Here is a 15,017-nt window from a genome sequence, read left to right as displayed (position 1 = left end):
CGCTCAGCGCCAGCTCGGCAGCCACATCCAGAAATTGTAGGCACTCCTGAACGGCAGCGGCCAGCCCGACAGGATCGGGTAGAACAGCGCGAACAGTAGCAGCGCCAGTACCATCATTCCGGTCGCGACCTTGGGCCAGCGTCCCCGCCGGTCCCATAGCGCATCCAGCGCCAGCGCCAGTACCGCCATCAGGAAGGCGCCGGGCAGCAGGTAATGGTAGTAGAACTGGACCGGCTTGCCGTTGACGATCCACATGCCGAGGCACGCAGTGTAGAGCACGACGAAGGCCAGCACGTCCCACCGGCGCCGGAATGCCGTTGCCCACACTCCCCAGACCAGCGCGAACAGGCCGGCGATCATCGACAGCGGGTTGCCGATCATGACGATGCCGCGCTGGGCGCCGTCGACGTTCTCGAACAGATACCAGATGCCCCGCCAGTCCGCGACCCACTGATACCAGTAGGTGCGATAGGGATGGGGCTTCTTCACGCTGTCCTGGAGGCGGATCATCAGTTCGTGCTGCTCGATAACGCCCCATGGAGATACCGCGTGATGGGGGTAGAACATCGCCGGAAGATAGGTCGCCCAGTATACCGCAAGCGGGAACACGCCCAGCCAGAGCGCGGCTTCGGTAAAGGTGATACCCTTGATCGGCCCGGCGCCGCGGCGGCCGATTCGTAAAGGCCCGGTTTCCCGCAAGCGCAGGATCAGGAAGGCGAGACCCGGCATCATCAGTGCTGGAGCCGCGCTCCACTTCGCGCCGAGACACAGGCCCATGGCCAGTCCGCTCGCGATCAGATGCAGGCGGGCAGGTCCGGTCTTGCGGGCGCGCAGGGCGGCGGCGAACTGCCACAGGCCGACCATGCACATCCCCGCCGATATCATGTCCAGCATGGCGATGCGGCTCTGGACGAACCACATGAAATTGGTCGCCAGCAACGCGGTTGCGGCGATCGTGGCGCGGCGGCGCTGGGTGATATGCCAGTTCAGCCGGGCAAATGCGAACAGGCCAAGCCCGCCGAACAGGGCAGGGCCCAGGCGCCATGCCAGCGGCCGGTCGCCGAGCAGATGGATGAGGCCGGCGATCACTTCCTTGCCGAATAGCGGGTGTTCGCGGTTGGCCGGGATCAGATCCAGCAGCTTGAGGGCCGCAGGCACATAGTGAATCTCGTCGAAGTAATAGCGGGTGGGGGTGCCTATGCGCCACAGCGCCATCGCCTCGAACAGGGCAACGATGAGAACGCACCAGCCTAGCGGGTCGCGTTCTCTTGAGCTGAGAGTTTGTGGGGCGGTAAACGGCATCGGAGCGGCGGGATAAGGGGGTTCGGGGGTTTGGGCAAGGGCGCCCGGCAGGCGCGCCACGAGGGCCGTTCTCCCTGCGCATCCGCTTGCACTCGCAGCCCCGCGCTTATAGAGGCTTGGGCCATGAAACGCACCACCGGACAGGACCGCACCCAGACCCGCAACTGGCGCCCCGCCACCCGCGCGATTCGCGGAGGCACCTGGCGTTCCGAGATGGGCGAGACGAGCGAGGCGCTCTTCCTTACCTCGGGCTATGCCTATGACGATGCGGCCACCGTCGCTGCGCGTTTCATGGGCGAAGAGGAAGGCATGACCTACTCTCGCCTGCAGAACCCGACCGTCGCTATGCTGGAGGAGCGCATCGCGCTGCTCGAAGGCGCAGAGGCGTGCCGGACCCAGGCCACCGGCATGGCGGCAATGACCGCTGCTCTGCTGTGCCAGCTTTCGGCGGGCGACCACATGGTCACCGCGCGCGCCGCCTTCGGTTCGTGCCGCTGGCTGGGCGATCACCTGCTGCCGCGCTTCGGCGTGGAAGTGACGGTGATCGACGCAGGCGACCTCACCGCCTGGGAAGCGGCGATCCGCCCCAATACCAAGGTGTTCTTCTTCGAAACCCCGGCGAATCCGACGATGGACGTCGCTGACCTTGCCGGCATCGCCGCGATCGCCAAGGCACACGGCATCACCACCGTGGTCGACAACGCCTTCTGCTCGCCCGCGCTGCAGCGGCCGATGGAGTTCGGGATCGACGTCGTCGCCTATTCCGCAACCAAGCTGATGGACGGGCAGGGCCGAGTCCTTGCCGGTGCTGTCTGCGGTTCGGAAGAATTCATCAACGACAAGCTGCTGCCGTTCCAGCGCAACACCGGACCGAACCTTTCGCCGTTCAACGCCTGGGTGGTGCTGAAGGGCCTCGAGACGCTCGATCTGCGCGCCAAGAAGCAGAGCGAGAACGCGCTGGCGCTCGGCAAGTTCGTCGAGGCCCGCGTGCCCAAGATCCTGCATCCCTGGCTCGACAGCCACCCGCAGCAGGCGCTGGCGATGAAGCAGATGGATGCCTGCGGGCCGATCTTCAGCTTCGTGCTGGACGGCGGGCGCGAGCAGGCCTGGGGGCTTCTCGATGGGCTGAAGCTGATCGACATCTCGAACAACATCGGCGATTCGCGTTCGCTGATGTGCCACCCGGCTTCGACCACGCACCACAACATGGGCGCCGAAGGGCGCGAGGCGATGGGCATCGGCGAAGGCATGCTGCGCATCAACGTGGGCCTGGAAGATATCGACGACCTGATCGAGGACTTCGATCAGGCGCTGACTAAAGTGGGCCTCTAAGCCAAGCCCCTGCCCCAAACTTGCTCGGGAAGGGGCAGGAATGGCGGTTGTGGCCTCGCTAAATCGTCGTTAGGCTGGCTATTGTCATGAAGGAACTGTTCCAGCACGCCGCCATCACCGATGGCCTCACGGTACGGGTTGCCGTCAATTTCCTGCCTGAGCAATCGCGCATCGAGGCGGGCAAATGGTTCTGGGTCTACCATATCCGAATCGAAAACGAGACGGGTGAGACCCTCCAACTCTTGACCCGCCACTGGCGCATCACTGATGCCACCGGCAAAGTCGACGTAGTTGAGGGCGAGGGCGTCGTCGGCGAACAGCCGGTCCTCGCGACGGGGCGGAGCCACGATTACGTGTCTGGATGCCCGCTTTCCACGCCTCAGGGCTCGATGGAGGGGTACTATACCTTCCGCCGAGAGGACGGGGGCGAGTTCAACGCGCTGATCCCCTACTTCCCACTCGCCGCACCTGCCACCGCCGGCTAACCGCGCTGCCGTCAGGGCCATTGCCCCGCAGCGCGCCTGCGCATAGGGAAGCGCCATGAAGCGCACGCATCTGCCCCTCAACGCCCTGCGCGTCTTCGACGCTGCCGCCCGGCACTTGTCGTTCACCCGCGCGGCGGATGAACTTGCAGTGACCCCCGCCGCCGTCGGGCAGCAGATTCGAGCGCTGGAAGACCTGATGGGCGTGGTGCTGTTTCGCCGCACCAGCAAGGGCCTGGAACTTACCGACGAAGCCGGCGCCGGTCTTGCCGCGCTGCGCAACGGGTTCCTGCATTTCGAGGATGCGGTGCAGGCGATGCAGGCGGGCCAGTCCAGTCACGTCTACACGATCGCCGCTCCGCGCGAATTCTTCGCCGCGTGGCTCGCGCCGCGCCTGGCCGCCTTTCGCGCAGCTAACCCGCAGGTGCGCTACATCCTCGTCGACGGCGAGATGACCGATTTCACCGAGGCTAACCTCGATCTTGCGGTGCGCTGGACGGACGGTCCGGGCGAACTCGAAGGGATGATGCTGGGCAGCGCAGAATGGGTGGAAGTGGGCAGTGGGGACTGGATCGGCTGGCCCGGCGATCCCACGCCGGATTTCGAGGCCGAGACGGAGGAAACCAAGCCGCCGATCATGGTGGGTGATGCCGGTCAGGCAATCGCTGCGGCGCTTGCCGGCCTGGGCCGCGCGCACGTGCCGGCGCTCTTGGCGGCGGGAACGGGCGCGCCTGCGGTGCCCTGCCAGCGCGGCTACTGGCTGGTCGCGCCGCTGCCGCAATGGCGGCAGAAGAAGGTGCGGGACCTCGTTGCAGCGCTGACGCAGGGCTGAGTCATAGTCCTTCGACAAGCTCAGGACGAACGGGCGTCAGTGTAAGTCGCTTTTTCGGGTAGATCGTCTTGCCCGACCCCCGCTCAGGCTGAGCCGGTCGAAGCCCGGACATCCTAAGCTCAGCCTGCGACGCCCTCAGCTTCCATCGCCGCTTCTTTTTCCGCGTGGATACGGTCCAGTTCAGCGCGGCTCTTCTTTTCCGCGGCCGTCTTGAGCTGGCCGCAGGCCGCATCGATATCGCGGCCGCGCGGGGTGCGGACCGGGGCGGAGATACCGCCCTGGAAGACAATGTCCGAGAACGACCGGATGCGCTCGGGCGTCGAGCATTCGTACTGTGCGCCGGGCCAGGGGTTGAACGGGATCAGGTTCACTTTAGCGGGCAGGTTGTACTTCTTGAGCAGGCGGACCAGTTCCCGCGCGTCGGCGTCCGAATCGTTCTTGTCCTTGAGCATCACGTATTCGAACGTGATTCGCCGCGCGTTCGAGGCGCGGGGATAATCGGCGCAGGCCTGGAGCAGCTCCTCAAGACCGTACTTCTTGTTGATGGGCACGATCTCGTCGCGCACTTCCTTGGTCACCGCGTGGAGCGAGACTGCCAGGTTGACGCCGATCTCCTCGCCGCAGCGCGCCATCTGCGGGATCACGCCCGAGGTGGAGAGCGTGATGCGGCGCTTGGACAAGGCGAGGCCTTCGCCGTCCATCACCAGCTTGAGCGCATCGCGCACGTTGTCGAAATTATACAGTGGTTCGCCCATGCCCATCATCACGATGTTGGTAAGCAGGCGGCCGCTGGAGGTATAGGAACCTTCGTCCTCATCCTCGTCCTCATCCGGATCGACCCCAAAGTCAGTGCGCGCGGCAGGGCGGGTGTCGCTGACGCCATTGGGCCATTCGCCCAGCGCATCGCGCGCCAGCATGACCTGGCCGACGATTTCACCCACCGTCAGGTTGCGCACCAAGCGCATGGTGCCGGTGTGGCAGAACCGGCAATTGAGGGTACAGCCGACCTGGGAGGAGACGCACAGCGTTCCCCGGTCCGCATCAGGGATGAAGACCATCTCGTAATCGTGCGCGTCATCGGTGCGCAGCAGCCATTTGCGGGTGCCGTCGCTGGAATGCTGGGCCTCGACGATTTCGGGGCGGCCAACGACGAAACGCTGCGCCAGCCAGGGGCGCATGGTCTTGGCGATGTCGGTCATCGCATCGAATTCGGTGACACCGCGGTGGTAGAGCCAGTGGTAGACCTGCTTGGCGCGCAGCTTTGCCGCCTTGGCGTCCAGCCCGGCGCCTTCGAACAGTTCGGTAATGCGCTTCTTGGGCAAGCCGAGGAGGTCGATGCGGCCGTCCTGGCGCGGGGTGACACCGTCGACGATGCCGGGGCGCGGCACCGGCATGGGATCGATATGGCCCGGGATCGCCATGAGGCCGGCAGCGGCGGCTGCGCCGGCTGGGAGGTCGTTCGTGTCTGACATGATGGACAGGCATATAGGGCATTCGCAGGCAAAACGGAAGACGGCCCCCTCGCGCGGGCACAGCGGGCCTGCGCAAACGGCACGGCCTGCGATCCAGTTCCCTCCATCCGGCCCGCGAAACCTTCGGCACATCGATCCAGTGTTGCCAAAAAACATCAATGATTTCGTTGTGTTAGGTTCAGGAAACTCCGGCGCTTCGAACGGCATTTCACCAGTCCACGGCAGAGAAATCCGCCGGATGGAAAGGCGGTAAAGCCGCCGCATGGAATAATCGGAGTACGTTTATGAAGAAGATCCTTGTCTGTCTCGCTGCCGGTTCCGCGATGGCTTCGATGCCCGCGATGGCACAGGACACCGGCCCGGCGGAATCGTTCTCGGGCCCCCACGTCGAAGCCCTGATGGGATACGATGTGTCAAAGGCGGGCAGCAGCATCGACGACGACGTCAATGAAGACAACGACCAGTCGATCGACGGCTTCGCCTATGGCGTGGGTGCGGGTTATGACATGCGCTTCGGCAACGTGGTCGTTGGTCCAGAAGCGGAAGTTACCTGGTCAACCGCCAAGACCAAGTTCAGTGACGGCGACTTCGAGGGCTTCGGCATCGGCAACGTCAAGACCAACCGCGACCTCTACGTCGGCGCGCGCCTCGGCTATGTGGTGAGCCCCAGGACGATGATCTACGCCAAGGGCGGTTATACCAACGCCAAGTTCGACGTGCGTAACGCCAGCGGCACCGTCACCACCAACCGCGACATCGATGCGGACGGCTGGCGCATCGGTGCAGGCGTTGAGCAGGCGGTGACCAGCAACGTCTTCGCCAAGCTCGAATACCGCTACTCGAACTACGAGAAGGGCGAACTGGATTACCGGGGCGATTTCGCGGACGGCCAGCGCTTCGACCTGGACCTCGACCGCCACCAGGTGATGGCGGGCGTGGGCGTACGCTTCTGAGCTGACACAGCTCGCGGCGAGGGGAGGGCGGAACTGGGAGGTTCCGCCCTTCTTCGTTTGAGCAAGGGGTGCCTAGCGCAGTCGCGCGCAGCCGATCAGCGCCGCATCCATCGCCGAAGCCGCGCCCGGCAGCGCCCAGGTATTGGCGAAAGGCCGCCCCTTCGCATCGCGCGCACTCACCGTCATCGTCGGAGCCGAGCGCATGGCGGCAATGATGGCGGCATTGTCGGTATCGCTGCGGGGCCAGGCGTCGCCGCCGCCGGCGGTCAACACGATCCGCTCCCTGCCGATACGCAAGGTTACCGGCTTGCCTTGTGCAAGCTTGCGGGAGAGACGAAGATGCACCTGGCTGCGCGCGCCGCGCCGCGGCCAGGTGCCGATTGCGGCATAGGGTTGATAGTCGCGGCTCATGGCGCTGGGCTCTGCCATGGCGATGGCATAGCAGCGCGGGACGAGCGGGTCGCGAAAAGCGCCCCAATTGCCGTAAAGCCCGAGGCTTTCGCGGGCGAGGGCGGGGGCGGCGGCGAGTGCCATCAGCATGGGCAATGCGAGCAGGCGTAGGGCGGATCGGCGCATGGCCCATGCCTATAGGGGCGATGCCACCGCATTGGAAAGCGTTCGCCGCATCGAACCGGATGCGGCGGATTGGCTGTTGCGTTGCAGCATGGCCGGCCGCACAGTTTGCGCAGGGGCTTTGCAGCCGGGCGTTGGTGGAGTTGACCATGGCTTACGAGTTCATCGTGATTGGCAGCGGTCCTTCGGGGCGGCGCGCGGCGATCCAGGCGGCGAAGCTGGGCAAGTCCGTCCTTGTGATCGAGGGGCGCCAGCGGGTTGGCGGGGTGTCGGTGCATACCGGCACGATCCCCAGCAAGACCCTGCGGGAAACCGCGCTGAATCTTTCTGGCTGGCGTGAGCGGGGGTTCTACGGGCGCTCCTACCGGGTGAAGAAAGAGATCGGCAGCGAGGATCTTTCCATCCGTCTTGGCAAGACGCTGGACCATGAGGTCGACGTGCTGGAGCACCAGTTCCTGCGCAATGGCGTAGCGACAATGGCAGGCTTCGCGCGCTTCATCGATGCCAATCGGCTGGTGGTGACATCGCCCGATTGCAGCGAGTTGATCGTAGAGGGGGCGCGTTTTCTGATCGCCGTGGGAACGGTGCCCTACCAGCCTGACAATGTGGACTTCGCCGACCCCGACATCCTTGATTCGGACGAGGTCGTGAACATCCCGCGCCTGCCTCGCTCGCTGGCGGTCGTCGGCGCCGGGGTGATCGGGATCGAGTATGCGACGATCTTCTCCGCGCTCGACGTGGCCGTCACCGTGATCGAGCCGCGCGAGACATTTCTCGATTTCGTCGACCGGGAGATCATCGAGGAGTTCGTGAACCAGCTGCGCGACCGGGGCGTCACCTTCCGGCTCGGTTCTCCCGCTGAGAAAGTGGAGAAGGGCGCGGACGGGCGCGTCGTCACCACGCTGGGCGACGGGCGGACGGTGCGCAGCGAGATGCTGCTCTACTGCGCCGGGCGGATGGGGGCGACGACCGGACTGGAGCTGGAGACCTGCGGGCTGGAAACCGACATGCGCGGTCGGCTCTCCGTCAATCCCGAGACGTATCAGACCGCCGTACCCCACATCTATGCAGCTGGCGACGTGATCGGCTTTCCCAGCCTTGCCTCGACCTCGATGGAGCAGGGCCGCATCGCGGCCTGCCATGCTTTCGGCCTCCCTCTGCCACCAGCGCCCGCATTCTTCCCTTACGGCATCTACGCGGTGCCGGAGATTTCCACAGTGGGCATGACCGAACAGGAAGTGCGGCAACGAGGCATCAACTACGAGACCGGCATCGCCCGTTTCCGCGAGACCAGCCGGGGCCACATCATGGGCCTGCAACAGGGCCTGATGAAGATGATATTCTCGAACAAGACCCGCCGCCTGCTGGGCGTCCATATCATCGGCGAGGGCGCGACCGAGCTGATCCACATCGGCCAGGCGGTGCTGAACCTGAAGGGGACGATCGACTACTTCATCGAGAACACCTTCAACTATCCGACGCTGGCGGAGGCTTACAAGATCGCCGCGCTCGATGCCTGGAACCGCATGGCGCGGTAAAGCGCTAGAACAGGCTCCACAGCGGGTTGGCCGGGTCTGACAGTAGCTTGATCGTCAGCGCGAACGACATGACGACCAGCAAAGGCCGCACGCCTTTCCCGCCGAAACGCATGGCCAGCCGCGCGCCGACCTGGTTTCCGGCGACATTGGCGGCGGCCATGCCTGCGCCCAAAAGCCACAGCACCTTGCCGCCTGCGATCATCGCGGCAAGGCCGGCGATATTGGTGGAAAGGTTCAGGAACTTGGTATTGGCGATGGCCCGAACCAGGCCCAGCCCGCCCAGCGCCACCAGCGCGGTGGTCATGAACGATCCGGTGCCGGGGCCGAAGAAGCCGTCGTAGAAACCGATGCCGGTGGTGATGAGGGTCAGTCCCCGGCGGCCGATGCGGGCATGGCGGTCCAATTCGCTCATCGGCGGGGCGAACAGGAAGTACAGGCCCATCGCGATCAGCAGCACCGGTACGAAAGCGGCGAGGAAGGCGGGCTCGATGAACTGGACGGCGGTTCCACCCGCCAGCGACCCGAGGAAGGCGCCCAGCGCGGGGACGGCGAAAGCCTTCAGGTCGACATGGCCTGCGCGGTGGAAGGTCAGAAACGCCGATGCGGTGCCGATGGTGCTTTGCAGCTTGTTCGTCGCCAGCGCCGAGACGGGCGGTATCCCGGCCGCCATGAGCGCCGGGATCGTCAGCAGTCCGCCGCCGCCCGCAAGCGCGTCCACGCCGCCTGCAAGGAAAGCGATGGCGATCAGGAAGGAGATGGCTTCGACGGTCAGTTCCATGCCGCTCGTTAAGCCGAGGTCAGCGCGAAAGGCAAAGCGAACTTGAAGCATGTTCCAATCAGGTGGAATCGCCTGATGGCTTGGAAAATGCGATAAACCAAAAGCCTGGAGCGGCCGGACCGACGCAGTCGGATCGGAAACTGCTTCAAGGGTAAGTGATCGCCATGATCTCCCATTCCTTTTCGCCGGAGGGCAGGCGCACGATGCGCAGGTCGCCCACGGCCGCGCCGCGCAGGGCGCGGGCGATGGGGGCGCTCCAGCCGATGCGGCCAGCCGAGGCGTCCTGTTCGTCATCGCCGACGATAGTGAGGGTGAGGCGCTCGTCTTCCTCGTCGGCCAGTTCCACGGTCGCACCGAAGAACACCTTGTCGCGCTCGCCTTGCGCAGAAGCATCGACCACGCGCAGCGCCTTCATGCGGCGAGCAAGGTAGGACAGTTCGCGGTCGATCTCGCGCATGCGCTTGCGGCCATAGAGGTAGTCTCCGTTTTCCGAGCGGTCGCCATTGCCCGCTGCCCACGAGACGATCTCGACGATTGCAGGGCGCTCGGTGCCGAGGAGATGGTCATAGCGGGCGCGTAATGAGGCCATGCCTGCGGGGCTGATCGGGGGGCCGGTGAGGTTCATATCCAATGCTTAGATAGCCGCGCGGTGCCGGCCAAGACCTGCGCTCTTCACTCTCCCCGGTTGCATTGCATCCATTAGTCCGACAAATAAAGTCGGCCATCAAGGCGGAGAGAGGAAGCACTGCCATGGATATGTCGCGCCGGACGGCCATTCTCGCGGCTACGGTTTCGCTGGGAGGGCTTGGTTTCGAGGCAGGCGCAGCGCCCACTTCCGTTTCGGCGCCGACCGGCTCCGACCTGAAACCGTCAGCCCTGAAACCCATGACCACGCTGGCGCCGCGCCCGCCGATGGGCTGGAACAGCTGGAACAGTTTCGCAGGTACGATCACCGAAGCCCAGGCGCTCGAAACCGCCGCGATTATGCGCGATAAGCTGCTGCCCTCCGGCTACGACATCTTCACCGTCGACATCCAGTGGTATGAGCCTGAGGCGAGCAGCTACACCTACAACGCCAACCCGATTCCGGCGCTGGACGCCCACGGGCGGCTGGTGCCTGCGCCCAACCGGTTTCCCTCGGCGGCAAAGGGCCAGGGCTTTGCGCCGCTGGCGGCGAAGGTCCACGCGATGGGGTTGAAGTTCGGTATCCATGTCATGCGAGGCATCGCTCGACATGCGGTGAAGCAGAACCTGCCGGTGCTGGGCACCGCTTACCGCGCGCGGGACATTGCCGACACGTCCAGCATCTGTTCGTGGAACCCGGACATGTACGGCGTCGACATGACGAAGCCGGGCGCGCAGGAATATTACGACGGTCTGTTCCGGCTCTACGCCTCGTGGGGCGTCGATTTCGTCAAGATGGATGACATGAGCCGCCCCTACGATGCCCACGCGCCCGAGATCGAGGCGGCAGCGAGGGCCATCGCCCGCTGCGGACGGCCGATGATGCTCAGCCTGTCACCGGGCGAAACGCCGGTGCTGCGGGGAGAGCATGTTCGCCGCCATGCCCAGATGTGGCGCATTTCCGACGATTTCTGGGACGAATGGGCCCAGCTCGAAGCCCAGTTCACCCGGCTGGAAAACTGGACGCCGTATCGCGGCCCAGGTTCCTGGCCCGATGCCGACATGCTGCCGATGGGCAGGCTGGCACTGGGCGAGCGCAACACCCGTTTCACGCCGGACGAACAGCGCACGCTGATGACGCTGTGGTCGATCGCCCGCTCCCCGCTGATCATGGGCGGGGACCTGCGCCATCTCGATGATGCGACGCTGGCGCTGCTGACCAACCCGGAAGTGCTTGCGGTCAACCAGCGCAGCACCGGCAATGCCCCGCATTTCCTCGAAGACGGCATCCGCGCCTGGTCGGCATGGGGCGAGGACGGCAAGGGCCGCTACCTTGCCCTGTTCAACACTGGCGACAAGCCCCGCGACGTCACCGTGCCCTTGCGCACCGTAGGAATGGCGGGACCGGCAAAGCTGCGCGACTTGTGGCAGCGGCGCGATCTGGCTCCGGTGCGCGATTCGGTGATCACGCACCTTGCCGCCCATGCCGGAGTTCTGTTCCGGCTGGACGGCATGGGCTGAAAGCCGATCAGCCCGGCGCGCGCTTGCCGGGCATAAGGCGGCTCAGCTTGTTGGCGCCGGTGTAGTCCGACTTGCCGGGATACATCGATTCGTAAACCACGGCGTTTTCCAGCACGCGCTGGACGTAGTTCTTGGTCTCATAGATGGGGATCTGCTCCATCCAGTCGATCCATTCGATGGTCCCGGTACGCGGATCGCCATTGGCGCGCAGCCACTTGTTCACGTTGCCCGGTCCTGCATTGTAGGCCGCGACGGCAAGCGGGGTAGCGCCGCCGTAGTAGTCCATCATCCGCGCGAAATAGCCGTCGCCCAGACGGATGTTGTAGACCGGATCGCTGACCAGCGCGGACTGATCGTAGGGCAGGCCCAGCTTGCCGGCCTGTTCGCGCGCGGTGCCCGGCATCAGCTGCATCAGTCCGCTGGCGCCCGCATGGCTGAGGGCGTTCTGCGCGAACTGGCTTTCCTGTCGGGCCAGCGCATGGACCATCGTCCAGTTGGTGCCTGCGGGCGTGGGAAGGAGAGGGAAGGCGATCTGCCCGAATTCCTCATAACCGTCGGCATGGGCGCTCTGCCCCATGATCACCGCAAGGTCGCGGCGGCCGATCTGTTGCGCCAGTTCGGCGACTAGGACGTGGTCCTCCGCGTTCTGCGCCTGATCGGAGATTTCGCGGTAGAACTGCACCCCGGTGCGCCAGTCGCCATCGCGGGCGACATCGCGCACCGCCAAAGTGATTGGCAGTGACTGGAACGAGTTACGCTGGGCTTTGCTCGGCACAGCGGTGGAGCGGGTGTCGAGGTTCGGGATGGGCCGGCGCAGGCGTTCAAGCGAAAGCTGGCCGTAGAAATACTGCGGATACTGCGCCGCCATCTCGAAGTAGCGGTTGGCGCCCGCCATGTCGCCGCCTTGTGCCAGCGCGCGGCCTGCCCAGTAGAACCCCTTGGAGCGGGTGCCTGGGGTTTGCGCGGCAGCGCCGTAGCGGTAAAATAGCGGCGCGGCGCGGCGGGTGTCACCCAGCGACCAGAGCGCCTTGGTGCCGCCCAGCCACATCAGCGTCGTATAATCGTCCCTCACGCGAAAGGAGAGGCGGCTGATATCGGTGCCGGGGGCAAAGCCGTCATCGATGGAGGAAGCGATCCTCACCGCGCTGCTGGCATCCGCCCCGCGCGCCGCGGTGAGCAGTTCCTTTACCCACAGTTCCTGTTCGGGCACCGGGCGGGCCAATGGCGGGCGATTGGCGAGCAGGGTTATAGCGCCCTGCAGGTTGCCGGCCCGGCGTGCCTGCACTGCGCGGTTATAGACATAACCCGGATCGGACGAAATCTGCGCAGGCAGGGTCACGCCCATGGTCCCCGGCGTCATGCCCTGCAGCAGCGAGAGCCGCTCCATGAATTCCGGGCGGCGGGCGGGGGATACGAACGAGACCTGCCGTTCGGCCTGCGCCGTTTCGCCCTGCCATAGCAATGCGTCCATGCGGGCATCGTGGTCGGCGCTGGTCAGACGGCTCTGGTAGAGCGAGTATAGCGCCGTTTCATCCTGCGGGGTCAGCGCGCCCTTGCGCCAGGCGGCAACCGCATTAGTGGCCGCATCGGCGCGGCGCATCGTCGAAAGCGCAACGGCGTAGCGTCCGGCAGCCCGGCTGCCGAGCGGCTCGAAGCGATCGAAGAAGGCGATGACCGAGCCCGCATCGGGCGATTCGGTCAGAAGGGCTTTTTCGGCGAATCCGCGCAGCTTGTCCTGCTGGGGATAGCCGGGATAGCGCAGGAGGAAGCTGGTATAGGCAGCAAACCCCATCCGGTCGTTGGCGGAAAGCAATTTCCAGCGGTCGATCGACTGATGCACCGCCATGTCATGCGATTGCATCGACTGCGCGCGCGCCATATCCCATTCACGCCCGTCGGAAGACTGGGCCTGAGCGAGGGAGGGCGCGGCGAAAGCAAATGCCGCAAAAATGGCTGGGGAAATGCTCAGCAGCAGGTGAGGGGTGCGCAACATGCTGGACATTTTGGAAAGAGGCTCCTTATCAGGCGCTGAACGTGAAGTCCGGGAAGCGGGGTGGTTCCCCGTCAGGGCCGATCATTGAACACCACCAGAGGTAAAGTCCATGTTCTCCGGCTCCATTCCCGCGCTTGTCACACCGTTTCGCGACGGAGCGTTCGATGAACAGGCTTTTCGTCGCCTCGTCGACTGGCAGATCGAATCGGGTTCGTCCGCTCTTGTCCCCTGCGGGACCACCGGAGAAAATTCGACGCTTTCCAACGCCGAACACCACCGCGTGATCGAAGTGTGCATCGAACAGGCGGCGGGCCGGGTGCCGGTGATCGCCGGCTGCGGCAGCAACGATACAACCAACGCGCTGCTGCACATGACCTTCTCGAAGAAGTGCGGCGCCGCCGCAGCGCTGCTGGTGGCGCCTTATTACAACCGCCCGAGCCAGGAGGGCCTGCTCGCCCACTTCGGCTATCTGGCCGAGAACATCGACCTGCCGATCGTGCTCTATAACGTGCCCGGCCGCACCGTTACCGACCTGCTGCCCGAGACCGTGTGCGAACTGGCCCGCCGCCATCCAGGCCGTTTCATCGGCATCAAGGACGCCAGCGGCGATCTTTCCCGCGTGACCGACCACCGCATGGGCATCGGCAAGGACTTCGTCCAGCTTTGCGGCGACGATGAACTGGCGCTGCCGTTCAACGCGGCCGGCGGTGTGGGCTGCATTTCGGTGACCGCCAACGTCGCGCCCCAGCTCTGCGCCGAGTTCCAGGCCGCCTGCGCCGCCAACGACTTCGAGGAAGCGCGCCGCCTCAACGACCTGCTCTATCCGCTGCATTACGCCATGTTCGAGGACAGCTCGCCCGGCCCGTGCAAGTATGCGCTGGCGCAGGTCCATGACTGGATCGAGAACGAACTGCGCCTGCCGCTCGTCCCCTGCGGCGACAAGGCTCGTCAGGCGGTGGACGAAGCGCTGGTTCACGCCGGCCTGCTGTAAGTTCGGCGGGTCTGCGCCGCGCGGACAACGACAGTTATCCGCGACGCGATTGATCCGTCTGCCGGCTTTGTACGATTTCCCGTCCGAAAGCGGCGCGATGAGGCGTTTTCTTTTGCCGCGCACATCCCTACATGCAGGCGATCATGGCACGCCCCCAAAACTCCCTTTTCGACAAAGCAAAGACCGTCGCGGAAAACCGCAAGGCTCGTTTCGATTACTTCATCGAGGACAAGTTCGAGGCGGGCATCGCGCTTACCGGCACTGAAGTGAAATCGCTGCGTTTTGGCGAAGGGTCGATCGTCGAATCATTTGCGGAGATTCGCGGGGGCGAATGCTGGCTGGTCAACGCCAACGTGCCCGAATTCAGCCACGGCAACCGCTTCAACCATGTCCCAAAGCGCCCGCGCAAGCTGCTCCTGCATGAGCGGGAGATTTCGCGCCTCCAGGGTGCCGTGGAGCGCAAAGGCATGACTCTCGTCCCGCTGTCGATCTACTTCAACAGCCGGGGCCGCGCCAAGGTCGAACTGGCGCTCGCCAAGGGCAAGAACGCGGCGGACAAGCGCACGACCATCAAGGACCGTGAATGGAAGCGCGATCAGGCCCGCATCATGCGCGATCACGGATGA

The 15,017-nt window shown here is 64.8% G+C and carries 14 protein-coding genes; 8 read left to right on the top strand and 6 right to left on the bottom strand.

Annotation, left to right across the window (positions count from 1 at the left end; translation table 11 throughout):
* Positions 1-3: 3 nt before the first annotated feature.
* A complete protein-coding gene (locus V474_RS06085; RefSeq protein ID WP_059150814.1) occupies positions 4-1,302 on the bottom strand; it encodes a phospholipid carrier-dependent glycosyltransferase in 1,299 nt (432 codons plus the stop codon).
* A 123-nt stretch (positions 1,303-1,425) separates the two neighbouring features.
* Between V474_RS06085 and V474_RS06080 the strand changes: the two genes are divergently transcribed.
* The 3 genes from V474_RS06080 (at position 1,426) to V474_RS06070 (ending at position 3,948) form a co-directional block, all read left to right on the top strand.
* Positions 1,426-2,634 (top strand): trans-sulfuration enzyme family protein, encoded by a 1,209-nt coding sequence (locus V474_RS06080; protein ID WP_059150560.1) that lies wholly within the window; start codon positions 1,426-1,428, stop codon positions 2,632-2,634.
* Between the two features lie 86 nt (positions 2,635-2,720).
* Complete coding sequence (gene apaG / locus V474_RS06075) at positions 2,721-3,119, top strand: Co2+/Mg2+ efflux protein ApaG (protein WP_059150559.1); 399 nt, start codon at positions 2,721-2,723, stop codon at positions 3,117-3,119.
* A 55-nt stretch (positions 3,120-3,174) separates the two neighbouring features.
* Positions 3,175-3,948 (top strand): LysR family transcriptional regulator, encoded by a 774-nt coding sequence (locus tag V474_RS06070; RefSeq protein WP_059150558.1) that lies wholly within the window; start codon positions 3,175-3,177, stop codon positions 3,946-3,948.
* Positions 3,949-4,067: 119 nt separating this feature from the next.
* Here the strand turns inward: V474_RS06070 and rlmN are convergent, their stop codons facing one another.
* Positions 4,068-5,420 (bottom strand): 23S rRNA (adenine(2503)-C(2))-methyltransferase RlmN, encoded by a 1,353-nt coding sequence (rlmN, locus tag V474_RS06065; RefSeq protein ID WP_059150557.1) that lies wholly within the window; start codon positions 5,418-5,420, stop codon positions 4,068-4,070.
* A 284-nt stretch (positions 5,421-5,704) separates the two neighbouring features.
* On the opposite strand from rlmN, the gene V474_RS06060 reads away from it, so the two are divergent.
* Positions 5,705-6,373, top strand: a complete 669-nt coding sequence (locus V474_RS06060) for an outer membrane protein (RefSeq protein ID WP_059150556.1) — start codon at positions 5,705-5,707, stop codon at positions 6,371-6,373.
* A 72-nt stretch (positions 6,374-6,445) separates the two neighbouring features.
* On the opposite strand, the gene V474_RS06055 is transcribed toward V474_RS06060, so the two are convergent.
* The gene (locus tag V474_RS06055; protein WP_059150555.1) at positions 6,446-6,949 is read right to left on the bottom strand and encodes a hypothetical protein; all 504 of its coding nucleotides are present in this window, start codon (positions 6,947-6,949) and stop codon (positions 6,446-6,448) included.
* Between the two features lie 146 nt (positions 6,950-7,095).
* Here V474_RS06055 and sthA point away from each other — a divergent pair, with 146 nt between their 5' ends.
* Positions 7,096-8,484 (top strand): Si-specific NAD(P)(+) transhydrogenase, encoded by a 1,389-nt coding sequence (gene sthA / locus V474_RS06050; RefSeq protein ID WP_059150554.1) that lies wholly within the window; start codon positions 7,096-7,098, stop codon positions 8,482-8,484.
* Between the two features lie 4 nt (positions 8,485-8,488).
* On the opposite strand, the gene V474_RS06045 is transcribed toward sthA, so the two are convergent.
* Entirely contained in the window at positions 8,489-9,262 is a 774-nt protein-coding gene (locus V474_RS06045; protein ID WP_059150553.1) for a TSUP family transporter, read from the bottom strand.
* Positions 9,263-9,407: 145 nt separating this feature from the next.
* A complete protein-coding gene (gene greB / locus V474_RS06040) occupies positions 9,408-9,887 on the bottom strand; it encodes a transcription elongation factor GreB (RefSeq protein WP_059150552.1) in 480 nt (159 codons plus the stop codon).
* Positions 9,888-10,012: 125 nt separating this feature from the next.
* On the opposite strand from greB, the gene V474_RS06035 reads away from it, so the two are divergent.
* A complete protein-coding gene (locus V474_RS06035; RefSeq protein ID WP_059150551.1) occupies positions 10,013-11,407 on the top strand; it encodes a glycoside hydrolase family 27 protein in 1,395 nt (464 codons plus the stop codon).
* 7 nt (positions 11,408-11,414) lie between these two features.
* On the opposite strand, the gene V474_RS06030 is transcribed toward V474_RS06035, so the two are convergent.
* Positions 11,415-13,409, bottom strand: a complete 1,995-nt coding sequence (locus V474_RS06030) for a lytic transglycosylase domain-containing protein (RefSeq protein ID WP_059150550.1) — start codon at positions 13,407-13,409, stop codon at positions 11,415-11,417.
* A gap of 100 nt (positions 13,410-13,509) precedes the next feature.
* Between V474_RS06030 and dapA the strand changes: the two genes are divergently transcribed.
* Both dapA and smpB read left to right on the top strand, forming a co-directional pair.
* Complete coding sequence (dapA, locus tag V474_RS06025) at positions 13,510-14,391, top strand: 4-hydroxy-tetrahydrodipicolinate synthase (protein WP_059150549.1); 882 nt, start codon at positions 13,510-13,512, stop codon at positions 14,389-14,391.
* Between the two features lie 143 nt (positions 14,392-14,534).
* A complete protein-coding gene (gene smpB, locus V474_RS06020) occupies positions 14,535-15,017 on the top strand; it encodes an SsrA-binding protein SmpB (RefSeq protein WP_007678650.1) in 483 nt (160 codons plus the stop codon).

The organism is Novosphingobium barchaimii LL02 (assembly GCF_001046635.1).
Taxonomy (GTDB): domain Bacteria; phylum Pseudomonadota; class Alphaproteobacteria; order Sphingomonadales; family Sphingomonadaceae; genus Novosphingobium; species Novosphingobium barchaimii.
Note: the sequence above shows the minus strand (reverse complement) of the source record. Positions and strands in the feature narration are given on the sequence as shown.

Excerpts from the sequence above, each read along its gene's own strand:
- V474_RS06085 (WP_059150814.1), bottom strand. The coding sequence starts at position 1,302 with ATGCCGTTTACCGCCCCACAAACTCTCAGCTCAAGAGAACGCGACCCG.
- V474_RS06080 (WP_059150560.1), top strand. The coding sequence starts at position 1,426 with ATGAAACGCACCACCGGACAGGACCGCACCCAGACCCGCAACTGGCGC.
- apaG (WP_059150559.1), top strand. The coding sequence starts at position 2,721 with ATGAAGGAACTGTTCCAGCACGCCGCCATCACCGATGGCCTCACGGTA.
- V474_RS06070 (WP_059150558.1), top strand. The coding sequence starts at position 3,175 with ATGAAGCGCACGCATCTGCCCCTCAACGCCCTGCGCGTCTTCGACGCT.
- rlmN (WP_059150557.1), bottom strand. The coding sequence starts at position 5,420 with ATGTCAGACACGAACGACCTCCCAGCCGGCGCAGCCGCCGCTGCCGGC.
- V474_RS06060 (WP_059150556.1), top strand. The coding sequence starts at position 5,705 with ATGAAGAAGATCCTTGTCTGTCTCGCTGCCGGTTCCGCGATGGCTTCG.
- V474_RS06055 (WP_059150555.1), bottom strand. The coding sequence starts at position 6,949 with ATGCGCCGATCCGCCCTACGCCTGCTCGCATTGCCCATGCTGATGGCA.
- sthA (WP_059150554.1), top strand. The coding sequence starts at position 7,096 with ATGGCTTACGAGTTCATCGTGATTGGCAGCGGTCCTTCGGGGCGGCGC.
- V474_RS06045 (WP_059150553.1), bottom strand. The coding sequence starts at position 9,262 with ATGGAACTGACCGTCGAAGCCATCTCCTTCCTGATCGCCATCGCTTTC.
- greB (WP_059150552.1), bottom strand. The coding sequence starts at position 9,887 with ATGAACCTCACCGGCCCCCCGATCAGCCCCGCAGGCATGGCCTCATTA.
- V474_RS06035 (WP_059150551.1), top strand. The coding sequence starts at position 10,013 with ATGGATATGTCGCGCCGGACGGCCATTCTCGCGGCTACGGTTTCGCTG.
- V474_RS06030 (WP_059150550.1), bottom strand. The coding sequence starts at position 13,409 with ATGTCCAGCATGTTGCGCACCCCTCACCTGCTGCTGAGCATTTCCCCA.
- dapA (WP_059150549.1), top strand. The coding sequence starts at position 13,510 with ATGTTCTCCGGCTCCATTCCCGCGCTTGTCACACCGTTTCGCGACGGA.
- smpB (WP_007678650.1), top strand. The coding sequence starts at position 14,535 with ATGGCACGCCCCCAAAACTCCCTTTTCGACAAAGCAAAGACCGTCGCG.